Raw genomic sequence first — 19,505 nt, forward strand, 5'->3', positions numbered from 1 at the left:
CATGTGCCACTGCAGGCATCGGGCTGCGGCGCTATGCTGGCCGCCCCTGTTTGTGAGCGCCCCCATGCGTACCCTTTACCCCGCCATCGAGCCCTACCGCGAGTTCACCCTGAAGGTGAGCGATCTGCACACGCTGCACATCGAAGAGTGCGGCACGCCCGAGGGCATCCCGGTGGTGTACCTGCATGGCGGCCCCGGCGCCGGTATCTCGCCCACCCATCGCCGCTTCTTCGACCCGGCGCGTTACCGCATCGTGTTGATCGACCAGCGCGGCAGCGGCCGCTCCACGCCGTTCGGCGAACTGCGCGACAACACCACGCAGGACCTGGTGGCCGACATCGAGAAGGTGCGCGAGCACCTGGGTATCGAGCGCTGGCTGGTCTATGGCGGCTCCTGGGGCTCAACCCTGTCGCTGGCCTACGCGCAGGCACATCCCGAACGCGCCACCGGCCTGATCGTGCGCGGCGTTTTCCTCGGTCGTGAGGTCGAGAACCGCTGGTTCGCCGAGGCCAACGGCGGTGCGCGCTGGATTTTCCCAGAGCGCTGGGACCGCTATGAGGCCTACATCCCGGAGGCCGAGCGTGGCGACATGATCGCAGCCTACTGGGCGCGCATGGACGGCCCGGATGAGGCGACCCGCATCGAAGCTGCGCAGGCCTGGCTGGGCTGGGAAGACAATGCGGCGACCCTGCAGCACGATGTGGATGCTGTTTCCACGGATGACCCGCTGGACACGCTCGCCAAGGCCCGCATCGAAGCGCACTACTTCCGCAACGGTATCTTCCTGGAGCCAGACCAGCTGCTGCGCGACATCGACCGCATCCGCCACCTGCCCGGCGTGATCGTGCAGGGCCGCTACGACATCATCTGCCCGCCGCGCAGCGCCTGGGACCTGGCCAAGGCCTGGCCGGAAGCCAGGCTGGAGATGGTGACCTCCGGCCACAGTGCGAATGAGCCGGCGACAGTGGACGCGCTGGTGCGGGCCACGGATGCGTTTGCGGAAGGGTTCTGAAACATGAGGTAGTGCCGGCCGCTGGCCGGCATACCGTCGCTAGTGGACAGGGCGGCCTCTCCGCCGCCCTGCTCCGCCATTCCTTACCAGGCCACCCTGATGCCGACCTGCCCAATGATGTTCCGATAGTTCTGGTCGGCGCGCTGCAGGCTTACTCCACCCCAGGCACCTACGCGTTCCCCCAGCTCCAGTTCGGCGCCGCCCTGCACTTCAACGCGATCGCGCGGCATGCCGACCGCAAGGGTCTGACCGTTGAAATCCAGCGCATTGGTCGCTGGGCCGCGCAACCAGTTCACGCCCAGATAGGGCTGCACGCGGTTGCCCAGTGCCATCGAGTGACCGAACACGCGCGCACCGATGCGCCCAGCCACCCCCCCCGCCTTGGCATTGCCCACCGTCGTCCCGTTTCGTTCCACATGCTGCCCTGCGTGGAACCGGCTGTAGATGAGCTGCACCTGCGGCTGTACGAACAGCGTCGCCGATGCCCCTCGCCAGACCGGAGCAATGTAGCCGCCCTCCAAGGCACCGATGATCGCCCGCGAATCATAGGACTCGCGATGCAGCCCCATACCCTGCACGCGGTTCTTGAACCGCCCATGCTGCAGGCTGCCATCTGCGTAGAAGCCCTGATCCCCTCCCGCGTCCTGCTGCCACGTGCCGTACACGCCGATCGCACTGCCACGTACCTGTCCCTTCGCGCTGTATCCGGTCCGCTCCGATACAACGGTGCTGTTGGCATTACCAACGCCGAGCATCACGCCGTAGATCGCATTGCCAGCGCGCAGCAGGTCGCTGCCGACCTGCAGCACCGACGATCCACCGTCCACCAACAACTGACCCCCCAATGCATCAAAGTCGGCCTGCTGGCTGTCAAGCCGTGCCCAGACCGTGCGGTCGTCCTCGGCCCGCATGCCGCCACGGCGCTCGGCCAGGCGGTGAACGAACATGTTCAGCGCGGCCTGCTGGTTGGCAAGATACGCGCCCGCTTCCGATCGCAGCAGCGGCCCTGGGCGGCCAATCGGGTCGCCCGGTGTCCAGGGCCCGGTCGGGTCATTGGGGTCCTGCGGGTCGCCGGGCGCGCCTGGAATCCCGGGGCCGCCAGGATTCCCCGGGGCTGTCGGTTCGCCCGGATCCATCGGATCGACCGGGCACCCCGGTACCGTGGGATCAGACTCACACGGGTCCACAGGAGGCGCAGGAATCTCCGAACGAAGGTACCAGTTGCCTTCTCCGCCCGGCACGCCGCCTTTGTGCAGGAAGTACTCATACAGGCCGGCAACCACACGCCCATTCAACGTGAAATCCGCAAGGGATGCTCCATCGATCTGGAACAACGGGATGCCGGTGATGGTCTCCGCACCCAACCCGCCGATATTGTCCACCGAGACCCTGCCATCGCCAAACGCATCACCCTGCACGTGAATGCGACCGATCCGTGAGTCGTCGCCGTCGAGCGCGCCTGAAAAATGGAAGACAGCGTTGCTGGCGTGCAGATCGCTGGTCACGCTGAGTACCGTGTTCTCCGCATGCGCAGGGGTCATGAGAGCAACAAGACCGTCCCTTACCTGCAGTTCGCCCACTGCTGACCCGCGGCCCATCACCCACCAGCTGTCCGTCAGCGACACACTTTCAAGCAGCGTGGAGGCGCCGGTCCACACCGAATTGCCGGTGAGCGATACGTGAACTTTCGCTGTCGAAACCCGCCCGGCCTCAAGGTCCTCACGGGTATGCACAATGTCGCCTTCCAGATAGGAACCTGCCAGATCAAGAGCAAATCGCCCGGACACGGCAGCATCGAGCGAGACGGCGATGTTGTTCAACCCGGCAATGCGAGAACCTCTGGCCAATGCAAGGCGGGAATCAGCGCCACCACGTACACGCACTCCCCCGCGCCCAGCCAACGAGCTTTCAATGAGGGCGCCGTCAAGCGCGAGGCTTCCCGCGTCGTCGACCACAGCCCCCCAGGCGTCCAAACCGTTGGCAATGACCTGGCTGTTCCACAGATTGACCTTCCCTACCCCTTCGATCACCAGCCCGTGCGCCTGCTCGCCAGCAGTTTCGATGCGGGTACCGTCATTGACGTTGACCAGGCTGGAGACCACCTTCATGCCAATCGCGTGATCCCCCCCGGTGGTGATCAGGACGCGTTCCACCGTACCCGATCCAACCCCCTGTTTGAGGATTCCGTGCGCGGCCTCACCCAGGGTTTTGATGGTGCTGTCCCGTATCAGCATCTGGCCATGCTCTACTTCCATCCCAGCAGAACCATCTCCCTCGGTCTGGATGTCCAGGTAGCTGGCCTCGGTAAGCGTGCCGTCATTGATATGGATGCCTGCAGCGTTGAGACCCGTGGTGCGCACGGACATGCGCTTGCCTTCCGCCCCAAGCATCGAGACGTGACTCATTCCCTCCAGGAACACGCCTGCCGCGCCATCGCCCGACGTCGATAGTTCGAGCTCCCCTGTTGCGATGATCTGACCACGATTGCGCGCATGGAAGGCGTGCTCATTGTCCAGGGTCGTTTCGTATGCCGTGGCGGTTGGCGTTTCCACGGTGCCATCGGCGATCAGCTGGCCCGCGATGGCCGGACCTGCTGCGAAGAGCGCGCTGGCCACGGAAATGGCCAACAAGGTGCGATGCGGAGATGTGGACATTCGTCTGATGGTTGATGAGGTAGCCCGCATCGTCGTCGCGACTGCGGCATGCTTCCATCAGACCGGTTCGAAACATGAAGGTGATGGCTGATGCGCGGGTGCGTGCCATGGCCGCGTTCGCCGACCAGTGGGCTGACCGGCATTGAATCGCCAGCGGATACATCCTGCGGCTGACGCATAGGAATCGCTTCAAACCTGTAGGACAAGTCCGACTTTTGCAACTTCTTGTATTTCGGGGTTGTGATGAAGCCGTGAGAATTCCCGCTTGCCATCCCCCTCCGGGCTCGCCATGCATCGTCTTCTGTCCTTGATTCTGTCGGTCATCCTGTGTGGTAGCGCGCACGCATCCACCCCGCAGATCAACGTCGGCGTACTGTTCGACTACCTGCAACCCACGCGCAGCAATCTGCTCAAGCGCATCCGCAACACCGGTGACGCCACGGCCTACGTACGGGTTGAAGTTACCCAGATGCACTTCGATGCGGAGGGCAAGGCCAGCGAAACACCAGTGGATACCGCCGCGCTGGTCCGTAATGCACCGGACACGCAAGGCGTCATCGCCAGTCCCAGCCGCCTGATCATCGCAGGCAATGGGCAGCAGGCCACACGCCTGGTGTATCGCGGTGCGCGTGACCAGGAGCGCTACTACCGGCTGCGCTTCATCCCGGTGGCGCCGACAGCCGAGGAATTCTCGCTCAGCGAAGACCAGGCCCGGGAGGCAGTGGAGCTCACCTCTGCCATCCGCGTATTCACCGGTTACGGCACGATCTTCTTCGTCGCGCCGGAGAACCCGCACTACGACACGCTCATTGAGCAACAGCAGGTGCGCAATCGCGGCAACGCCACCGTGGTGCTGGACAACCTGCGCCAGTGCGAGCGCGACCGTCCTGATACCTGCACGCCGGGAATCATCGCCCATGTGCGTCCCGGCAACAGCTATGCGCTGCAGGCCGCCGAGCACCAGTTCCTGCGTTTCGAGCTTCGCGAGGGCGACAGCCAACGCAGCATCGACTCGCGCCGCTAGGCAACGGCCCTATCCATGGATCTATCCCGAACGGGCCTGCCGGGCGCCCGCTGGGATTGCTTTGCCCTTGCCTGGCACCTTGATTTCCACCCTTGAACCTGGAGTGCATCCATGTCCCTGAAGACCACCTTACTGGCAGCGGCCACCGCCCTGCTGATCACCCCGGCCGTTGCCCTGGCCGCCACCGAGACCAAGTCGATCACCATCAATGTCACCGCCGACGTGCCGAACAGCGCCGGCCTGCAGGTGTCCACCCCGGACGGCTGGGAAGGCCTGCCGCAGAACCTGCCGTGGGATACGGCCCACCAGACCCTGAGCGAACTGACGGGCCGCGTCATCAATGTCAAGTCGCCGGCTGCGGTCAGTGCCTATCTGACGGCGCCGGCGCAGATGGCATCGGCGGCGCATGTGGTGAATCTCGACGTGAAGATCGACAACGTCGTTGTGCCGGCCACCTCGGCGGCGAAGATCGAAGTGGCCAACGCCGCACAGGCCGCAGCGGGCAAGTCGCTGGCGTTTGCCATCTCTCCGACCGTGCCGGCCGATGGTTATAAGCAGGGCAGCTACGGCGGCCAGTTCCACATGATCTTCGAAAGCGACATTCCGTAAGCCGCGTTCTGCCTGTGGCGCCACGCGCGCCGCAGGCAGGCCGGAATCGCCTCCATGCGCTCCTTACGATCTCCTACCCGCCTGCCGCTGGCGCAGTTGGCCGCCGCTATCGGTGCCGCTGTCTTTGCTGCATCCAGCCAGGCAGCCGGTCTCACCCTGGATGACCTGCCCAGCCTGCTGGAGCAGCGCGAGCGTATGCCCGCCGAGTTCCGCGCGCACCTGTTCGGCAATCCGCTCACCGTGCGCGTGGAGCTGGACGGACGCTACCTGGGTGATGCCGAGGTGCTGCTGCACGAAGACAATCGCGTGCAACTGGTCGGCTTCGGTGAAAGCCACGACAGCCCCTGGCCGCAGACCGAACGCACGCGCTGGGCCGAGGCACTGGCCGAGCCGATGGCGCTGGGAGTGTGCAGCAAGCAGTGCCGCGGCCTGGCCGCGCTGCACTACAGCCTGTCAAGCTCATTGCTCAGCCTGCTGACCCCAGGCGGAGCGCACAAGGAAGAGCGCCACGTCGCGTTGCCCGATGCGGGCAGCCATGGCCTGATCGTGCGCAACAGCCTGGCCATGCATGGCGGCCAGGATCAGCAGGCGACGGCGCGCTACAGCGCCGAACTGCGCGGCAGTGTCGGCCGTTGGAGCACGGTCGGCAGCTACCAGTACTACGCCCAGCCGGGCAGTCGCGAGCACTATCTCAGCGCGCTATATGCACAGCGCGAACTGGGCGATCACTTCGTGCGTGCCGGCTACTTCCTGCCCACCTTCGAGGGCATCATCCGCCAGCCGCGTGCACCCGGCACGCAGAACGATACCGCGCTGGGCTTCATGCTCGGCTCGTCGGACGTGCTGCTGGCTGACACCCGCAGCCCCAGTGTGTACCCGGTCTATGTCACTGCCAGCCGCGAGGGCGTGGTGGAGATCCTGCGTGACGGCAACCTGCTGTCCACGCAGGCGGTCACGCCCGGCATCCAGGAGATCGACACGCGGCGGCTGCCGGGTGGCATCTACGATGTGGAACTGCGCGTCATCGAAGACGGCCGCGAAGCCTCGCGCGAAACCGCATCAATCCACAAACCCAGCCGCTGGAGGGACCCCTCCCGGCGTTGGCGCTACAGCGTGTTTGCCGGCCAGCAGCGTGGCCTGCTCGACAGTGGCAGCCCAAGCCAGGGGGGCAAGGTCGCGGCCGGCGCGGTGGTCAATTACCTGCTGCACCCACGTGCCGTGGCCGGTGCCACGGTGCAGCAGATCGGTACGCGCCACGCGGCAGGCCTGTCGATGGACTGGCAGGCCAGTGACAGCTTCAGCACCTACACCAATATCTATACATCCAGTGATGCCGGGCGCGGCATTGACCTGCAGGGCCTGTACCGGTATCGCGCAGGTTCGGTGGTGGCCAACCACGCCCGCAGCTGGGCCGAGCAACGTCACCGCGTGCTGCCAGGCAACGGTTCGGCGCCGCGCTGGGAAACCCGCGGCGGCTGGCAGGACACCACTGCCGTCTCGATTACCCATCGTTTCAGCCACCGCGACAACGCCAGCCTGCGGTTGGCGCGCAGCACGGGCTTTACCAAGGGCACTGGCATTGATGTGTCTTACGGTCGTCGCGAGACCCTGTTCGGCAAGCATGATGTGAACTGGCGTGTTTCCGCCTACGACCGCCCCGGCAGCCGTTTCACCCACTACCGAAGGCAACGCGGCATCGACCTGACCGTCAGCGTGTCGCTGGGCAGCGAGCGCCGCAGCTACAGCGGCAGCCTGGGCAGTCGTACTGGCGAGGCCGGGCAGCGCGATACGTATGTCAGCGCGGCAGCGACGCAACGCGTGGATGGCAAGCTGCTGCAGAGTGTGAATGGCATGATCAGTGCCGAGCGAAGCGGCGTCGGCGGCGGCGTGGGTGCCTACCTGCAGGGTTCACTGTTGGAGGGTGACGTGCAGCTGTACCGCAGCACGGCTTCGAGGCACGTCAGTGGCACTGCCAATCTGGACAGTACGCTGGTGGTGGGTGGCGGCCATGCTGCGGTCATCGGCCAAGGCCGCAGCGGCAGCGTGGATACCGGCATCATCGTCGAGGTGCGCAGTGACTACCCTGGAGTAGCGCTGCGCGCAGACGACAGCCAGGGCGGCGGCGTACAGCTGAAGCCGGGACGCAACTTCGTACCCGTAACGGCCTATCGGGCAGGGCACGTGCAGTTCGATTTCCAGGGCCGGCACGCACCGGCTGTCACCCTGCAGCCGTCCGCCGTCAGCTACCACCTCAACAAAGGGGGCGTGATGCACGCCACCGTTGATGTGCTGCGCACCTTCACCGTGATGGGCCAGGTGCTCGATGCCGACGGCAATGGCGTGCGCGGTGTTCAGGTGATCAATCACGCTGGCCGCAGTGTCAGTCAGGAAGAAGGGTTCTTTACCCTGGAACTGAGCGCTCGTGCGCCAGTGGTCGAGCTGCGCTATCCGAACAGGATCAGCTGCACGCTGACGATGGAAGAGGGACGCTATGTCCGGGAAGGAGATGTAATGATGGTGGGCGGCGTGAGTTGCGCGCATCCCATCGCATCCAGGCTGAAAAATAGTGAGGAGCGCCGATGATTCGTGGTCTGTACCTGTTGCTGGCAGCTCTCTGGATATCGCCGGCGCCTGCCGCGGCCCAGGTCATTGAAACCACCGTTACCGGTGAATTTCGACCGAACGCCGCCAATCCCGGAAACACCGCATTTGTGAACACCACGCCTCGAGGCGCGTTCTGCAACTGGCGACCAACAGAGTGCGACAAGGCGGGAGCTTACATCTTCGACATCGGGGCCGGAGAGTTCTGGCAGAAGACCGGTGATGGCGATAACGAGTCCGCGCGCGACACCACCTACGTTCGATTTCCGGCCCCGCGTGCGTTCATGCTTCGAGATGAGATGACGGGGGAGACTGCACAGGCGCGCGTCAGCTTTGTTGCCATCTCGCTGCGGCTGAACTTCAAGAATGGGGCGGATCCGTGGTACTACGGTGTCACTGGTGGTTGTGCCGCAATACGTGGCGCAGGTGGTGTGGGATGGTCGTTTGGCGGATGGGGCGTGCGTGATCCCTCCAATCCCCGGGAATGCTTCAGCACGCAGCGCCGCAACGGACGAACCTACTCCTATCAGAACGTGGGGATTGGCATCCAGGTCGAACTGCCGGATGCGATTACCCTGAAGAACGGCCGCTACGTTGCACAGCAGGACTGGACTACGGGCGGCGCAGAGGCCGACATCGACCTCGGGGACAACATCACAGGGGTCAAGATGATCCGCATGAACTTTGTGTTTGAGGTTGCCCACGACCTTGAAGTGCTGTTCCCTTCTGAGGCGCCACGGGTGACCCTGGTGCCGGAAGGGGGCTGGCGTGCCTGGGTCGAACATGGCATCCGTCCGCCCAGCATGTCGCAGGAGCTGCCGTTCTACCTCACGTCGTCCATGGATTTCAGCCTCAAGCTGCGCTGTGAGCACGAACTGGACAATCAATGTGGGATCCGTAATGCGCGCAGTAACGATGTCGTTCCCGTTGCGGTGGATGTCACCATTCCGGGTATGCGCAACCGGGGCGATGGCATGCCAGTACAGGGAATGCGTCTTCCGCCGGGTGACGTGCGCGCGCCTCGCCTTACGCCTGATGCATACATGGTCCAGCGTCGCTCAACGCTTCGATTCATCGCCGAAAAAGACGCGGTGGACGAGATGCTGAAGTCACCCGGCTCGCATTGGGAAGGCAACATGACGGTGGTGTTTGACACCAATCCGTGACAACGCACCCTGCGCGGGACCTGCGCGGGCCTGGTGCCCTCCTTACCGGTGGGTTCCGGCGCCCTGCTGTCGCCTGCCTGACAATTTCGTCAGCTGGCGCAGCGGCAGGCGGCCCGTGAACGGCGCCCCACCCGCCCGCAGGATCACCTGCATTCTTCGCACCTCCCTTACAGACCGCTGCCGATGATCCGGCCATGGGCGCCACGGTGGCGAACCCAATCCTCTACAGGAGCACGCCATGACCGGTTTCCGCTACCTTCCCGCCGCCCTCGTCGTTGTCGCCGGCCTGCTGCTGGGGGCCTGCTCCAAGCCGCAGGAGGCCAGCAAGGCCACTGCCGCCGAGGACGTGACCGAAGTGAAGCTGATTCCGTCCTACGAGTCGCTGGACAAGGACAAGGACGGCATCGTCACCCTGGCCGAAGTGGATGCCGTGGCACCCGACTGGGCCGAGCGCCTGCACGCCTGCGATACCGATCGCGACAAGAAACTGAGCCCAGGCGAGTACGACGTGTGCAAGCAGACCAGCACCGCGCATTGATCCCGTGATGCGCCATCGATTGGCGCGACGCATGCCCGGCTATACCAAGGTATAGCCAGGCTAACCCACGGGCCTCTAGGCCTGCCCCATTCAGGGGCGGACAATAGCGCCATTGGCCAGGGCAACCCTGGCTGGCCCCCTCCCCTCATGGAGACGCAGATGGACCCTGACCCTGCCGGGCGCACCGCGCCCCGGATGCCCGCTTGTTGCCTGTTCCTGGCGCCTGCCCGCCGGTCCCTGCCTGCCTGAGTGACGGGGGATCGCCAGGTGCCGCCTGCCTGGAGATCGCCCCCATGTCCTACAAGATCCTCTACATCACCCTGCGCCGCCTGATCGGCGAGCGCGATGTTGCCGCGCTGCGCAGCCAGCTGCTGCAGCATGGCCCGATCACGTTTGCCCGTTCGCTGTCGCTCGGCTCGCCACGCGTAGTGGCCGACGCGCTGTCGCTGCTGCCGATCAGCGAGCGCATCAATGTGCTGCGCCACCTGCCCTACCCGCTGCGCGATGCGATGAAGCCGCTGTGCATCGGTGGCAGCCAGCGCCTGCACATGCAGCCGTGGTCGCCCGCGGTGCTGGCGATGCGCCACGCCTGACCTGTTCCATCCGTTCCGTTCGTGTTCCGGCCGCGGCCGGCTCTGACATTCGAGGAGAGTCCCGTGAGCCTGCTCAACGCCTGGTTCAACGCCTTCCTGCGCAGCCGTCGCGCAGGCAACCTGTTCCGCCGCCGTGCGATGCCCGAGGCCGGGTTCGGCCGGGGTAGCGCCGAAGCAGCGCCGTTCGCCCTCACCACCGGCTTGGTCACCCTCGCCCAGCAGGAGGAAGCCGAACTGCTGACCACACTGGAGTCGCATGCCGATGGCCTCAGCCCGCATGAGGCCGAGGAGCGGCTGGCTACGCTCGGCCCCAACGAGGTGGATCACGAAAAGCCGCTGCCGTGGTGGCGCCACCTGTGGCAGTGCTACCGCAATCCGTTCAACCTGCTGCTGACCGTACTGGCGGCGGTGTCCTGGCTGACCGAGGACATCAAGGCCACGATCGTGATCGGCGCGATGGTGCTGCTGTCCACGCTGATCCGCTTCGTGCAGGAAGGCCGCTCCAACCGTGCCGCCGAGCGGCTGAAGGCACTGGTCGGCAACACCGCACGCGTGCTGCGCCGCAATCCGGGTACCGAGGCCGCCGATGTGGCCGACCAGTACTTCGGTGCGCACCTGCACAGCCGTCGCCCGGCCCGCCTGCTGGACCTGCCGATCCGCGAGCTGGTGCCCGGTGACCACATCGTGCTGTCGGCCGGCGACATGATTCCGGCCGATTGCCGCGTGCTGACCGCCAAGGATCTGTTCGTGGCACAGGCGGCGATGACCGGCGAGTCGCTGCCGGTGGAGAAGTTCGCGCACCCGGGCGACGGCCTGGCCGGCCTGCTGGAGCAGCACAACCTGCTGTTCATGGGCACCAACGTGGTGTCCGGCACTGCGACCGCCGTAGTGCTGGCCACCGGCAACCGCACCTACTTCGGCACCCTGGCCCAGCGCAGCACTGCCACCGACCGCGCGCCCACCGCGTTCCAGGCCGGCGTCAACAGCGTCAGCTGGCTGCTGATCCGCTTCGCGCTGGTGATGGTGCCGTTCGTGCTGCTGATCAACGGCTGGACCAAGGGCGACTGGACCGAGGCGTTCCTGTTCGCGCTGTCGGTGGCGGTGGGCCTGACCCCGGAAATGCTGCCGATGATCGTCACCTCCACCCTGGCCAAGGGTGCGGTGCTGCTGTCGCGACGCAAGGTGATCGTCAAGCGCCTGGATGCGATCCAGAACTTCGGTGCGATGGAAGTGCTGTGCACCGACAAGACCGGCACCCTCACCCAGGACAAGATCGCGCTGGAACGGCACACCGACGTGTTCGGCCACGATTCGGAGGACGTGCTGAAGTTTGCCTACCTCAACAGCCATTTCCAGACTGGGCTGATCAACCTGCTCGACCGTGCGGTGCTGGAGCACGTGGAGCTGCAGAGCTCACTGCGGCTGTCGCAGGACTACCACATGGTGGATGAGATTCCGTTCGACTTCGAGCGCCGCCGTATGTCGGTGGTGGTGTCCGAACGCGAGGACCACCATGAGCTGATCTGCAAGGGTGCGGTTGAGGAGATGCTGGCGGTATGCAGCACCGTGCGCGAGAACGGCGAGGACAAGCCGTTGGATGAGCAGCGGCTGGCGCGCGTGCGGCAGACCACGGAAGAACTGAACGAACAGGGCCTGCGCGTGGTGGCAGTGGCGATGAAGGAAACCGCCGCCAGCCAGACCGTGTATTCGCAGGCTGACGAGTGCGGCCTGACCCTGGTCGGCTACGTGGCCTTCCTCGACCCGCCGAAGGAATCGGCTGCGCAGGCGCTGCAGGCGCTGGCCGCGCATGGCGTGGAAGTGAAGGTCTTCACTGGCGACAACGAGCTGGTGACCGCCCGCGTCTGTGCCCAGGTCGGGCTGGACGCGGACACCATCCTGACCGGCCCGCAGATCGAGCGCATGGATGACGGTGCGCTGTCACGGGCGCTGCACCACCACCGCGTGTTCGCCCGCCTGACCCCGCTACACAAGGAGCGCCTCGTACGCGAGCTACGCGCACAGGGCAAGGTGGTCGGTTTCCTCGGCGATGGCATCAACGATGCACCGGCGCTGCGTGCGGCGGACATCGGCATCAGCGTGGACAGCGCGGTGGACATCGCCAAGGAGGCGGCCGACATCATCCTGCTGGAAAAGAACCTGATGGTGCTGGAGGAAGGCGTCATCCAGGGCCGGCGCACGTTCAACAACATGCTGAAGTACATCCGCATGACCGCCAGCTCCAACTTCGGCAACGTTTTCTCGGTACTGGTGGCGTCGGCCTTCCTGCCGTTCCTGCCGATGCTGCCACTGCAGCTGCTGGTACAGAACCTGCTGTACGACATCTCGCAGATCGCCATTCCGTTCGACAACGTGGACGAGGAGCTGGTGCGCAGGCCGCTGAAGTGGAACCCGGCGGACATCGGCCGCTTCATGGTGTTCTTCGGGCCGATCAGCTCGATCTTCGACCTGACCTGCTTTGCCTTGATGTGGTACATGTTCGATGCACGCACGCCGGCCGACCAGGGCCTGTTCCAGTCCGGCTGGTTCGTGGTGGGCCTGCTGACCCAGACCCTGATCGTGCATATGATCCGTACACCAAAGGTGCCGTTCCTGCAGAGCATCGCCGCGCCGCCGCTGCTGGTGATGACCGGCCTGATCATGGCCATTGGCGTGGCCCTGCCGATGAGCCCGCTGGCTGGTTACTTCAAGCTGCAGGCCCTGCCGACCGGCTACTGGCCGTTCCTGGTGGCGATCCTGTTCGGCTACGCGGTGCTGACGACCTTGCTGAAGAAGATCTACATCCGTCGTTACGGCTGGCAGTAAGCGCCCGCCGTCTGGTCCAGGGAGAAACACAATGGACATCAATCCGAACCTGCCGGCGTTCAACGCCGGCGCAACCCTGAGTTCGCTGATCAGCCTGTCGGTGGCGTTCGTGCTTGGCACCGTCATCGGCCTGGAGCGGCAGCTGCGCCAACGCACCGCCGGCCTGCGCACCAATACCCTGGTGGCGGTGGGAGCGGCAGTGTTCGTGGACCTGGCCGTGCGCTTCCACGACCTGTACGGCGGCCCGCCGTCGCCACTGCACGTGGTGGCCTATGTGATCTCCGGTGTCGGCTTCCTCGGTGCCGGCGCGATCATGAAGGACGGCGCACAGGTGTCTGGCCTCAATACCGCCGCCACCCTGTGGGGCTCGGCAGCGGTTGGCGCCTGTGCAGGTATCAAGCTGCTGCCGGAGGCGGTGCTGGCGGCCGTGTTCGTGCTGGCCGCCAACACCCTGCTGCGGCCGATGGTGAACCGCATCCAGCGGCAGCCGCTGCCGGAAGCATTCAGCGAGGCGACCTATGCGATCAACGTGGTCTGCCAGCGCGAGCAGCAGGCCGAGGTGCTGGATCAGCTGTTGCTGCTGCTGGAACAGGCCCACTACCCGGTACGCGCGGTGGACCAGCGCCCGTTCGGCGAGCGCGATGTGGAGATCGAAGCGGTGCTGTATGCCACCACAGTGGATGCCGGTGAACTGGATGCGGTGCTGGCCACGCTGGCGACCACGCCCGGGGTGTTGCAGGGGTTCTGGAACGCCAGCCTGGAGGAGTAGTGCCGGCCGCTGGCCGGCAACATCGTGCACCGCTTGGTAGGTGCCGACCTTGGTCGGCACAGAACCCTCAGATGCCACGACTGCTGCCAGAGCCTGCCGACCAAGGTCGGCATCTACCAACAGCCCGCATGCACCACATTGGCAGGTGCCGACCTGGGTCGGCACAGACCTGGGTAGTGCCGGCCGCTGGCCGGCAACCTCATGATCTCCGGGGATGTCCTGCAGCTGCCGGCCAGCGGCCGGCACTACCGGTCGGCATCCACCGATGGCGGCTTTGCTATCCTTTCCGCCCACGCCAGGGAGCCGTTCCGATGCCATCGCTGTCGCCCCGCCGCCCGCTGGTGCTGCTGGCCCTGATCGTCGTAATGGCGGCGATCTTCCTGATCGATACCGTCACCGACTACGCCGTGGCGGCGGCCTGCTTCTACGCAGCGGTCATCCTCGCCGCATCGCGCGTACTCGCCGCACGCGGGCTGATCAGCCTGGCCATCGCCTGCATCGCACTCACCGCCCTGAGCTTCTTCCTCACCCGCTTCGGCACCTACCGCATCGGCCTGGTCAACTCGGTGATCGGCATGCTGGTGATCGGCATCACCACCTACCTCGCGTTGAAGATGGAAGCGGCCAAGGCCGCAGTGCAGGAAGCACAGGGCCGCCTGCTGCGAGTGGCGCGCGCATCGACCGTGGGCGAGCTGACCACCTCCATCGCACATGAAGTGAACCAGCCGCTGGCGGCGATCGCCAGCAGCGCCGAAGCCTGCCAGCGCTGGCTGGCACAGGACCCACCGAACGTGGACAAGGCCCGCCAGACCGTGGCCCGCATCCTGGCCGATGCGCATCGCGCCGGTGACGTGATCGCCCGCATCCGCGGCCTGACCCAGGGTGCAGCGCCGGAACGACGCGCGTTCGACCTGAACCAGGCGGTGGAGGAAATGCTGGCGCTGTCGCGCAGCGAGCTGGACCAACACGGCGTGGCCGTGGCCCTGCTGCTCGATGCCGACCTGCCGCTGGTGCAGGCCGATCGCGTGCAGGTGCAGCAGGTGATCGGCAACCTGATCCTCAATGCGGTGGACGCGATGGAAGCGGTGCCGGCTGCTGATCGTCGCCTGTCGCTGCTGACCCGGCGTGACGGCCAGCGGGTCAGCCTCAGCGTGCGTGACCGCGGTGTCGGCCTGCCCGCCGATCATCCCGAGCGTGTGTTCGATGCGTTCTGGACCACCAAATCACACGGGCTGGGGCTGGGATTGAGCCTGAGCAGGTCGATGATCGAGGCCAACGAAGGCAGGATCCGAGCCGAGCGCCCCAGCGGCGGAGGTGCCTGCTTTGTGTTTGACCTGCCCGTTGCCACGGAACGCCGTCATGCGTAAGCCCGCTGCACCCGCCGCCGATCCAGCGCCCATCGTCTACGTGATCGACGACGATCCGTCGGTGCGCGCCGCGCTGGAAGACCTGCTCGCCTCGATGGGCCTGCAGGTACGGGCCTTCGCTTCCACCCAGGCGTTCCTCGAACACGAACTGGAAGATACACCGGCCTGCCTGGTGCTGGACGTGCGCATGCCCGGCCAGAGCGGGCTGGAGTTCCATCGAACGATGGGCAGCCACGGCCTGCAGCTGCCGGTGGTGTTCATCACCGGCCACGGCGATATCGCGATGGGCGTCAATGCGATCAAGGACGGTGCCATCGAGTTCCTGACCAAGCCGTTCCGTGACCAGGAACTGCTGGATGCGATCCACAAGGGCATTGAGATCGACCGCCAGCGCCGCCGTGACGGCGAGGCGCTGGACGCCCTGCAGCAGCGCTGGAACACCCTCAACGCCGGCGAGCGCGAGGTGGTCGACGGCGTGGTGCGCGGCCGCCTCAACAAGCAGATCGCCGGCGACCTCGGGGTCAGCGAGATCACGGTGAAGGTGCGCCGCGCGCAGGTGATGCGCAAGATGGGCGCGCGTACGCTGGTCGATCTGGTACGCATGTACGACCGCCTGCAGGCAGGTTCCCCATGAGCGTGCATGTCGCACTGCTGCGAGCAGTCAATGTCGGAGGTACCGGTAAGCTGCCGATGGTTGAACTGGTGGCGATGTGCGAGGACGCGGGCTTCACCGACGTCCGCACCTATATCGCCAGCGGCAACGTGGTGTTCCGCAGCGGACTTGACGAAGCCGGCGTGCGGAAAGCCCTTGGCCAACGGCTGCAGGCCTATGCAGGAAAACCGGTGGGTGTGCTGGTGCGCTCGGCAGCCGAGATCGCGGCGGTTGCCGCCGGCAATCCGTTCCCGCACGCCGCCGGCAATCGCGTGGTCGCGCTGTTCGTGGATGAGGCACTGCCCACTGATCCCTTGACCGGGGTGACCGGCCTGCGCGATGAGCAGCTGGCGCTGGGTACCCGCGAGATCTTCGTCCACTATGGCGACGGCATGGCCGACTCACGCCTGCGGATTCCCTATGCCCAGCAAGGCACCGCCCGCAACCTCAACACGGTCGGCAAGCTTGCGGCAATGGCCGCCGCGCTCGGCCAAGCCACCTCAGGCGGTAGAGGGCGGCGGTAGAGTCGACTGTCAGTCGACTATCGCGCGCAGCGCGGGATTTTCCACAACCTTGTGGAAGAGCAGTCGACCAACATTCGGCTCTGCCCGGCAGAGGGCTGATCACGCCCGTTGCAGACGGTGCTTCAACCGCGTATCCATCAACCCCACCGCCAGCAGCACCGCACTGGTCAACCAGCCAGCGGCCAACAGATGGGTCTGCGGCAACACCACGCCCAGCACGCCCAGCGCCACCGCGCCGATCAGATGCGAGTACGGTGCGCACCCGTATACCACCCGCTTGTACAGCGCGCTGCCCAGCAGGTAGATCAACGGGCCGGCCACCAGCACGGCCGCATACACCGGCGTCACCACAGCATGCGGGTGGTCCATGACCAGGTCATTGCCCACCGCCGTAGCGATGATCCCTGCGATCAGCAACGCGTGCACATAGTGGAAGTTGGCGCCCATCCGGCCCGGGTCTTCGGCATGGCTGATGGCCTCGGTGGCGTCGCGGCTGGAGATGCCGAAGTACAGCCACCACATGGCGATCGTGCCGGCGAAGGTGGCAAGCACTGCGGACACCACCGCCCCACTCCACTGTTCGACTTCGCTGAGCACGCCACCGGTGGCCAGCAACGTCTCGCCCAGTGCGACGATGACGAACAGCTGGCAGCGCTCGGCCAGGTGCCCGCCTTCGATGGTCCACTCACGGGTGTGCGAGCGGCCCAGCCCCGGGAACGCGAAGCCGAACATCGGTGAAACGTATTCGCACGCCACCGCCACCGCCCACAGCGCCAACCGCGTATTGCCCTCGGCTGCCGCACCTGCCAGCCAGAAGCAGGCCGACACGCTCACCCAGGCCAGCATGCGACGGAAGTTCGGTGCCAGTGGATGCGTGCGACCGACCTCCAGCAACACGAAGGCGGTGCGCCCGACCTGCATGGTGGCGTAGGCCCCGGCAAACACCCAGGCGCGGTCAGCGAACGCCTCGGGTATGGACGAGGACATCAACAAGGCCAGCAGCATGGTGGCGAACAGCAGTCCGCGGATGCGCGGCGCTTCCGGATCGAACCAGTTGCTGACCCAGCAGGCGTACTGCCAGCCCAGCCACACCGCAAACCACAGCACCAGGGTCTGCAGCACGCCGGCCAGATCCAGGTGATGCAGCAGATGGTGGCTGAGCTGGGTGACCGCGAACACGTAGACCAGGTCGAAGAACAGCTCTTCGTAGGTCACGCGCGCATGGTGGCCGTCGCGCTGGCGCAGGGCCGGCAATCGCAGTCGTGTACTCATGGCTTTCCTTCAGCGCGCCAGGCGCCAGTAGAGCAGACCGGCCAGCAGGGCCGGCACCGCGAACACCAGCAGCAGGATCGGCAGTTCTTCGCGCATCCCGTAGCCGGCCTTGCTGACGCCCACCCACAGGTTGGCCACCGTCACCAACAGCCAGGTGGCAATGAACGCGATCAGGGCCGTGGGCAGCTGTGAGGTGCCTACGCTCCACAGCCGTCCGAACAACAGGAACACTCCCAACAGCACAATGCCGCCCACCATCACCAGAAGCACATGCATGGTCCACCTCCTTGAGCCTGCAGGCAGGCTAGCCGTGGGCGATTCTGCGCTCCAGCCGATGATCGTGGATTCACTTTCCAGACGCGGCGAACAATCGCCCTGGCGATCGCGGCATGGCAAACGAGAACAGTTCCCATTAGTATTGCGTCATTACGCAGGGATGACCTCCCGGCACCCGCCTTTCACCCTTGCTGCCCGTCCGGATGTCCCAGCCGACACTTCCCCGCCCACCTGCGCTGCCGCTGGTGACCTCGCTGGTGCGCCACTACGAGGAACTGGTGGACTACCTGCATCGCCGGTTCCGCTCGCCCGGGCTGGCCCGCGAAGTGGTGCACGATGTCTGTGTGCGCCTGCTGGAACGCCCGGCCGTGCATGACGCCCGCCAACCGATCGCGCTGCTGCGCAGGATCGCCCACGATGCGGCGGTCGACCGCTGCCGCGCCGAGGATCTGCGCCGGCACTGGGTGGAGCCCCGCGCCGAGCTCCCCGAAGGCGCCTGCGAGCGCCCCGGACCCGAGCGCCAGGCGCAGGGCCAGCAGGCGCTGCAGCGGCTGACCACCAGCATCGAGCGCATGCCCTGCCGGCGGCAGCAGGTGTTCATCCTGCACAAGATCCACGAGCTGCCCCAGGCCGAGGTGGCGCAGCGGATGGGCATCGGCCTGAAGGCAGTGGAACGTCATCTGCGCCTGGCCATGGCCGACTGCCGGCTGCACGGTGCGCTGCGGTGAGTCCTGCATCCCCCGATCCGGCACCGCCGTCGCAGCCCACCGAACCGTCCGCCGAGGACACGCTCGATCAGCACCGGGAGGCACTGAAGGAGCGTTTCCCGTTGCCAGGCCCGGAACAGCTGCAGCGGCGCCGCGGCGGATCTGGCGCGAAACGGGTACTGCCGGTGCTGTTGCTGGCGGCCGCCGCGCTGCTGCTGGCCGACCCGGCCTGGCAGGTGCGTGACTACCAGACCGCCGTCGGCGAGCGCCGCGACATCGAGCTGCCGGACGGCAGCCGTGTGCTGCTCGACGCAGGAACCCACCTGCAGGTCCGTCGCCATCTGCGTTCGCGGCAGGTGCTGCTGGCGCAGGGCCATGCGCGCTTCGAGGTGCAGCATTCAGCGTGGCGCCGCTTCCAGGTCGATGCTGGGCCGGTACAGGTACGCAACTACGGCACGGTGTTCGATGTTGACCGCCAGGGCGATCTCAGTGAGGTCACGCTGTGGCGCGGCGAGGTCGGTGTCAGCGTGGATGGCGGCGGCACCGAGCAGCGGCTGAAGCCGGGGCAGCGCCTGCTGGCCCAGCCGGGCTCGCTGTCTCCGCCGGAAGCCGTGGATCCGGACCGGGCCGACTGGACCACCGGTCGGCTGCAGTTCGACCGCATGCCACTGAGCGAGGTGCTGCGCATCCTGCAGCGCTATCACGACCGTCCGATCGTGCTGGACGACCCGGCACTGGGCCCGCTGCAGGTGTCGGGCGTGTTCGATGCCGATCGTGCCGAGACGGCGGTCGCGCTGCTGCCGGAGATCCTGCCAGTCCAGGTGCATACCGCCGCCGACGGCAGCCTGCATCTGCGCGCCCGCGATTGATTGCCACGCCGAGGGTGGGTTGCGCGCCGTCCCATCCGGCAAGTGCTTG

Annotated in this window: 17 protein-coding genes; 14 read left to right on the forward strand and 3 right to left on the reverse strand. The window is 65.9% G+C overall.

Annotation, left to right across the window (positions count from 1 at the left end; translation table 11 throughout):
* Positions 1 to 64 precede the first annotated feature (64 nt).
* Positions 65 to 1,012: a prolyl aminopeptidase gene (pip, locus tag ACSYAO_RS11250; protein ID WP_049460972.1), complete on the forward strand. Its 948-nt coding sequence runs from the start codon at positions 65 to 67 to the stop codon at positions 1,010 to 1,012.
* Between the two features lie 83 nt (positions 1,013 to 1,095).
* Here pip and ACSYAO_RS11255 read toward each other — a convergent pair whose 3' ends face one another.
* Positions 1,096 to 3,642, reverse strand: coding sequence for an autotransporter family protein (locus ACSYAO_RS11255; RefSeq protein WP_223224628.1), 2,547 nt, complete (start codon positions 3,640 to 3,642; stop codon positions 1,096 to 1,098).
* A gap of 313 nt (positions 3,643 to 3,955) precedes the next feature.
* Here ACSYAO_RS11255 and ACSYAO_RS11260 point away from each other — a divergent pair, with 313 nt between their 5' ends.
* From ACSYAO_RS11260 to ACSYAO_RS11310, 11 genes are all read left to right on the forward strand, one after another.
* Positions 3,956 to 4,690 (forward strand): CS1 fimbrial subunit B flags: Precursor, encoded by a 735-nt coding sequence (locus ACSYAO_RS11260; RefSeq protein WP_049462630.1) that lies wholly within the window; start codon positions 3,956 to 3,958, stop codon positions 4,688 to 4,690.
* 111 nt (positions 4,691 to 4,801) lie between these two features.
* Positions 4,802 to 5,299 carry a CS1 type fimbrial major subunit gene (locus ACSYAO_RS11265; protein WP_149908516.1) on the forward strand — a complete coding sequence of 166 codons (498 nt, stop codon included), beginning with the start codon at positions 4,802 to 4,804 and terminating at the stop codon, positions 5,297 to 5,299.
* Between the two features lie 54 nt (positions 5,300 to 5,353).
* On the forward strand, positions 5,354 to 7,882 hold the full coding sequence (locus tag ACSYAO_RS11270) for a TcfC E-set like domain-containing protein (protein WP_149908517.1): 2,529 nt from the start codon (positions 5,354 to 5,356) through the stop codon (positions 7,880 to 7,882).
* Positions 7,879 to 9,066 (forward strand): hypothetical protein, encoded by a 1,188-nt coding sequence (locus ACSYAO_RS11275; RefSeq protein ID WP_049462633.1) that lies wholly within the window; start codon positions 7,879 to 7,881, stop codon positions 9,064 to 9,066. The genes ACSYAO_RS11270 and ACSYAO_RS11275 overlap by 4 nt, the downstream gene beginning before the upstream one ends.
* Before the next feature lie 238 nt (positions 9,067 to 9,304).
* Positions 9,305 to 9,604, forward strand: a complete 300-nt coding sequence (locus ACSYAO_RS11280; protein WP_049462634.1) for a hypothetical protein — start codon at positions 9,305 to 9,307, stop codon at positions 9,602 to 9,604.
* A 293-nt stretch (positions 9,605 to 9,897) separates the two neighbouring features.
* The gene (locus ACSYAO_RS11285) at positions 9,898 to 10,197 is read left to right on the forward strand and encodes a hypothetical protein (protein ID WP_049462635.1); all 300 of its coding nucleotides are present in this window, start codon (positions 9,898 to 9,900) and stop codon (positions 10,195 to 10,197) included.
* 63 nt (positions 10,198 to 10,260) lie between these two features.
* Positions 10,261 to 13,020 (forward strand): magnesium-translocating P-type ATPase, encoded by a 2,760-nt coding sequence (mgtA, locus tag ACSYAO_RS11290; RefSeq protein ID WP_049462636.1) that lies wholly within the window; start codon positions 10,261 to 10,263, stop codon positions 13,018 to 13,020.
* Between the two features lie 31 nt (positions 13,021 to 13,051).
* On the forward strand, positions 13,052 to 13,789 hold the full coding sequence (locus tag ACSYAO_RS11295) for an MgtC/SapB family protein (RefSeq protein WP_149908518.1): 738 nt from the start codon (positions 13,052 to 13,054) through the stop codon (positions 13,787 to 13,789).
* A gap of 311 nt (positions 13,790 to 14,100) precedes the next feature.
* Positions 14,101 to 15,156 (forward strand): sensor histidine kinase, encoded by a 1,056-nt coding sequence (locus ACSYAO_RS11300; RefSeq protein ID WP_149908519.1) that lies wholly within the window; start codon positions 14,101 to 14,103, stop codon positions 15,154 to 15,156.
* Entirely contained in the window at positions 15,149 to 15,790 is a 642-nt protein-coding gene (locus ACSYAO_RS11305) for a response regulator transcription factor (RefSeq protein ID WP_149908520.1), read from the forward strand. The genes ACSYAO_RS11300 and ACSYAO_RS11305 overlap by 8 nt, the downstream gene beginning before the upstream one ends.
* Complete coding sequence (locus ACSYAO_RS11310) at positions 15,787 to 16,332, forward strand: DUF1697 domain-containing protein (RefSeq protein WP_149908521.1); 546 nt, start codon at positions 15,787 to 15,789, stop codon at positions 16,330 to 16,332. The genes ACSYAO_RS11305 and ACSYAO_RS11310 overlap by 4 nt, the downstream gene beginning before the upstream one ends.
* A gap of 99 nt (positions 16,333 to 16,431) precedes the next feature.
* Here the strand turns inward: ACSYAO_RS11310 and ACSYAO_RS11315 are convergent, their stop codons facing one another.
* A complete protein-coding gene (locus ACSYAO_RS11315) occupies positions 16,432 to 17,604 on the reverse strand; it encodes a low temperature requirement protein A (protein WP_149908522.1) in 1,173 nt (390 codons plus the stop codon).
* A gap of 9 nt (positions 17,605 to 17,613) precedes the next feature.
* Positions 17,614 to 17,880, reverse strand: a complete 267-nt coding sequence (locus ACSYAO_RS11320; protein ID WP_006369821.1) for a hypothetical protein — start codon at positions 17,878 to 17,880, stop codon at positions 17,614 to 17,616.
* A gap of 203 nt (positions 17,881 to 18,083) precedes the next feature.
* On the opposite strand from ACSYAO_RS11320, the gene ACSYAO_RS11325 reads away from it, so the two are divergent.
* Positions 18,084 to 18,608: an RNA polymerase sigma factor gene (locus ACSYAO_RS11325; RefSeq protein WP_065723390.1), complete on the forward strand. Its 525-nt coding sequence runs from the start codon at positions 18,084 to 18,086 to the stop codon at positions 18,606 to 18,608.
* The gene (locus tag ACSYAO_RS11330; RefSeq protein WP_149908524.1) at positions 18,605 to 19,456 is read left to right on the forward strand and encodes a FecR family protein; all 852 of its coding nucleotides are present in this window, start codon (positions 18,605 to 18,607) and stop codon (positions 19,454 to 19,456) included. The genes ACSYAO_RS11325 and ACSYAO_RS11330 overlap by 4 nt, the downstream gene beginning before the upstream one ends.
* Positions 19,457 to 19,505 lie beyond the last annotated feature (49 nt).

The organism is Stenotrophomonas sp. STK16_22 (assembly GCF_051984505.1).
Classification (GTDB): domain Bacteria; phylum Pseudomonadota; class Gammaproteobacteria; order Xanthomonadales; family Xanthomonadaceae; genus Stenotrophomonas; species Stenotrophomonas maltophilia_A.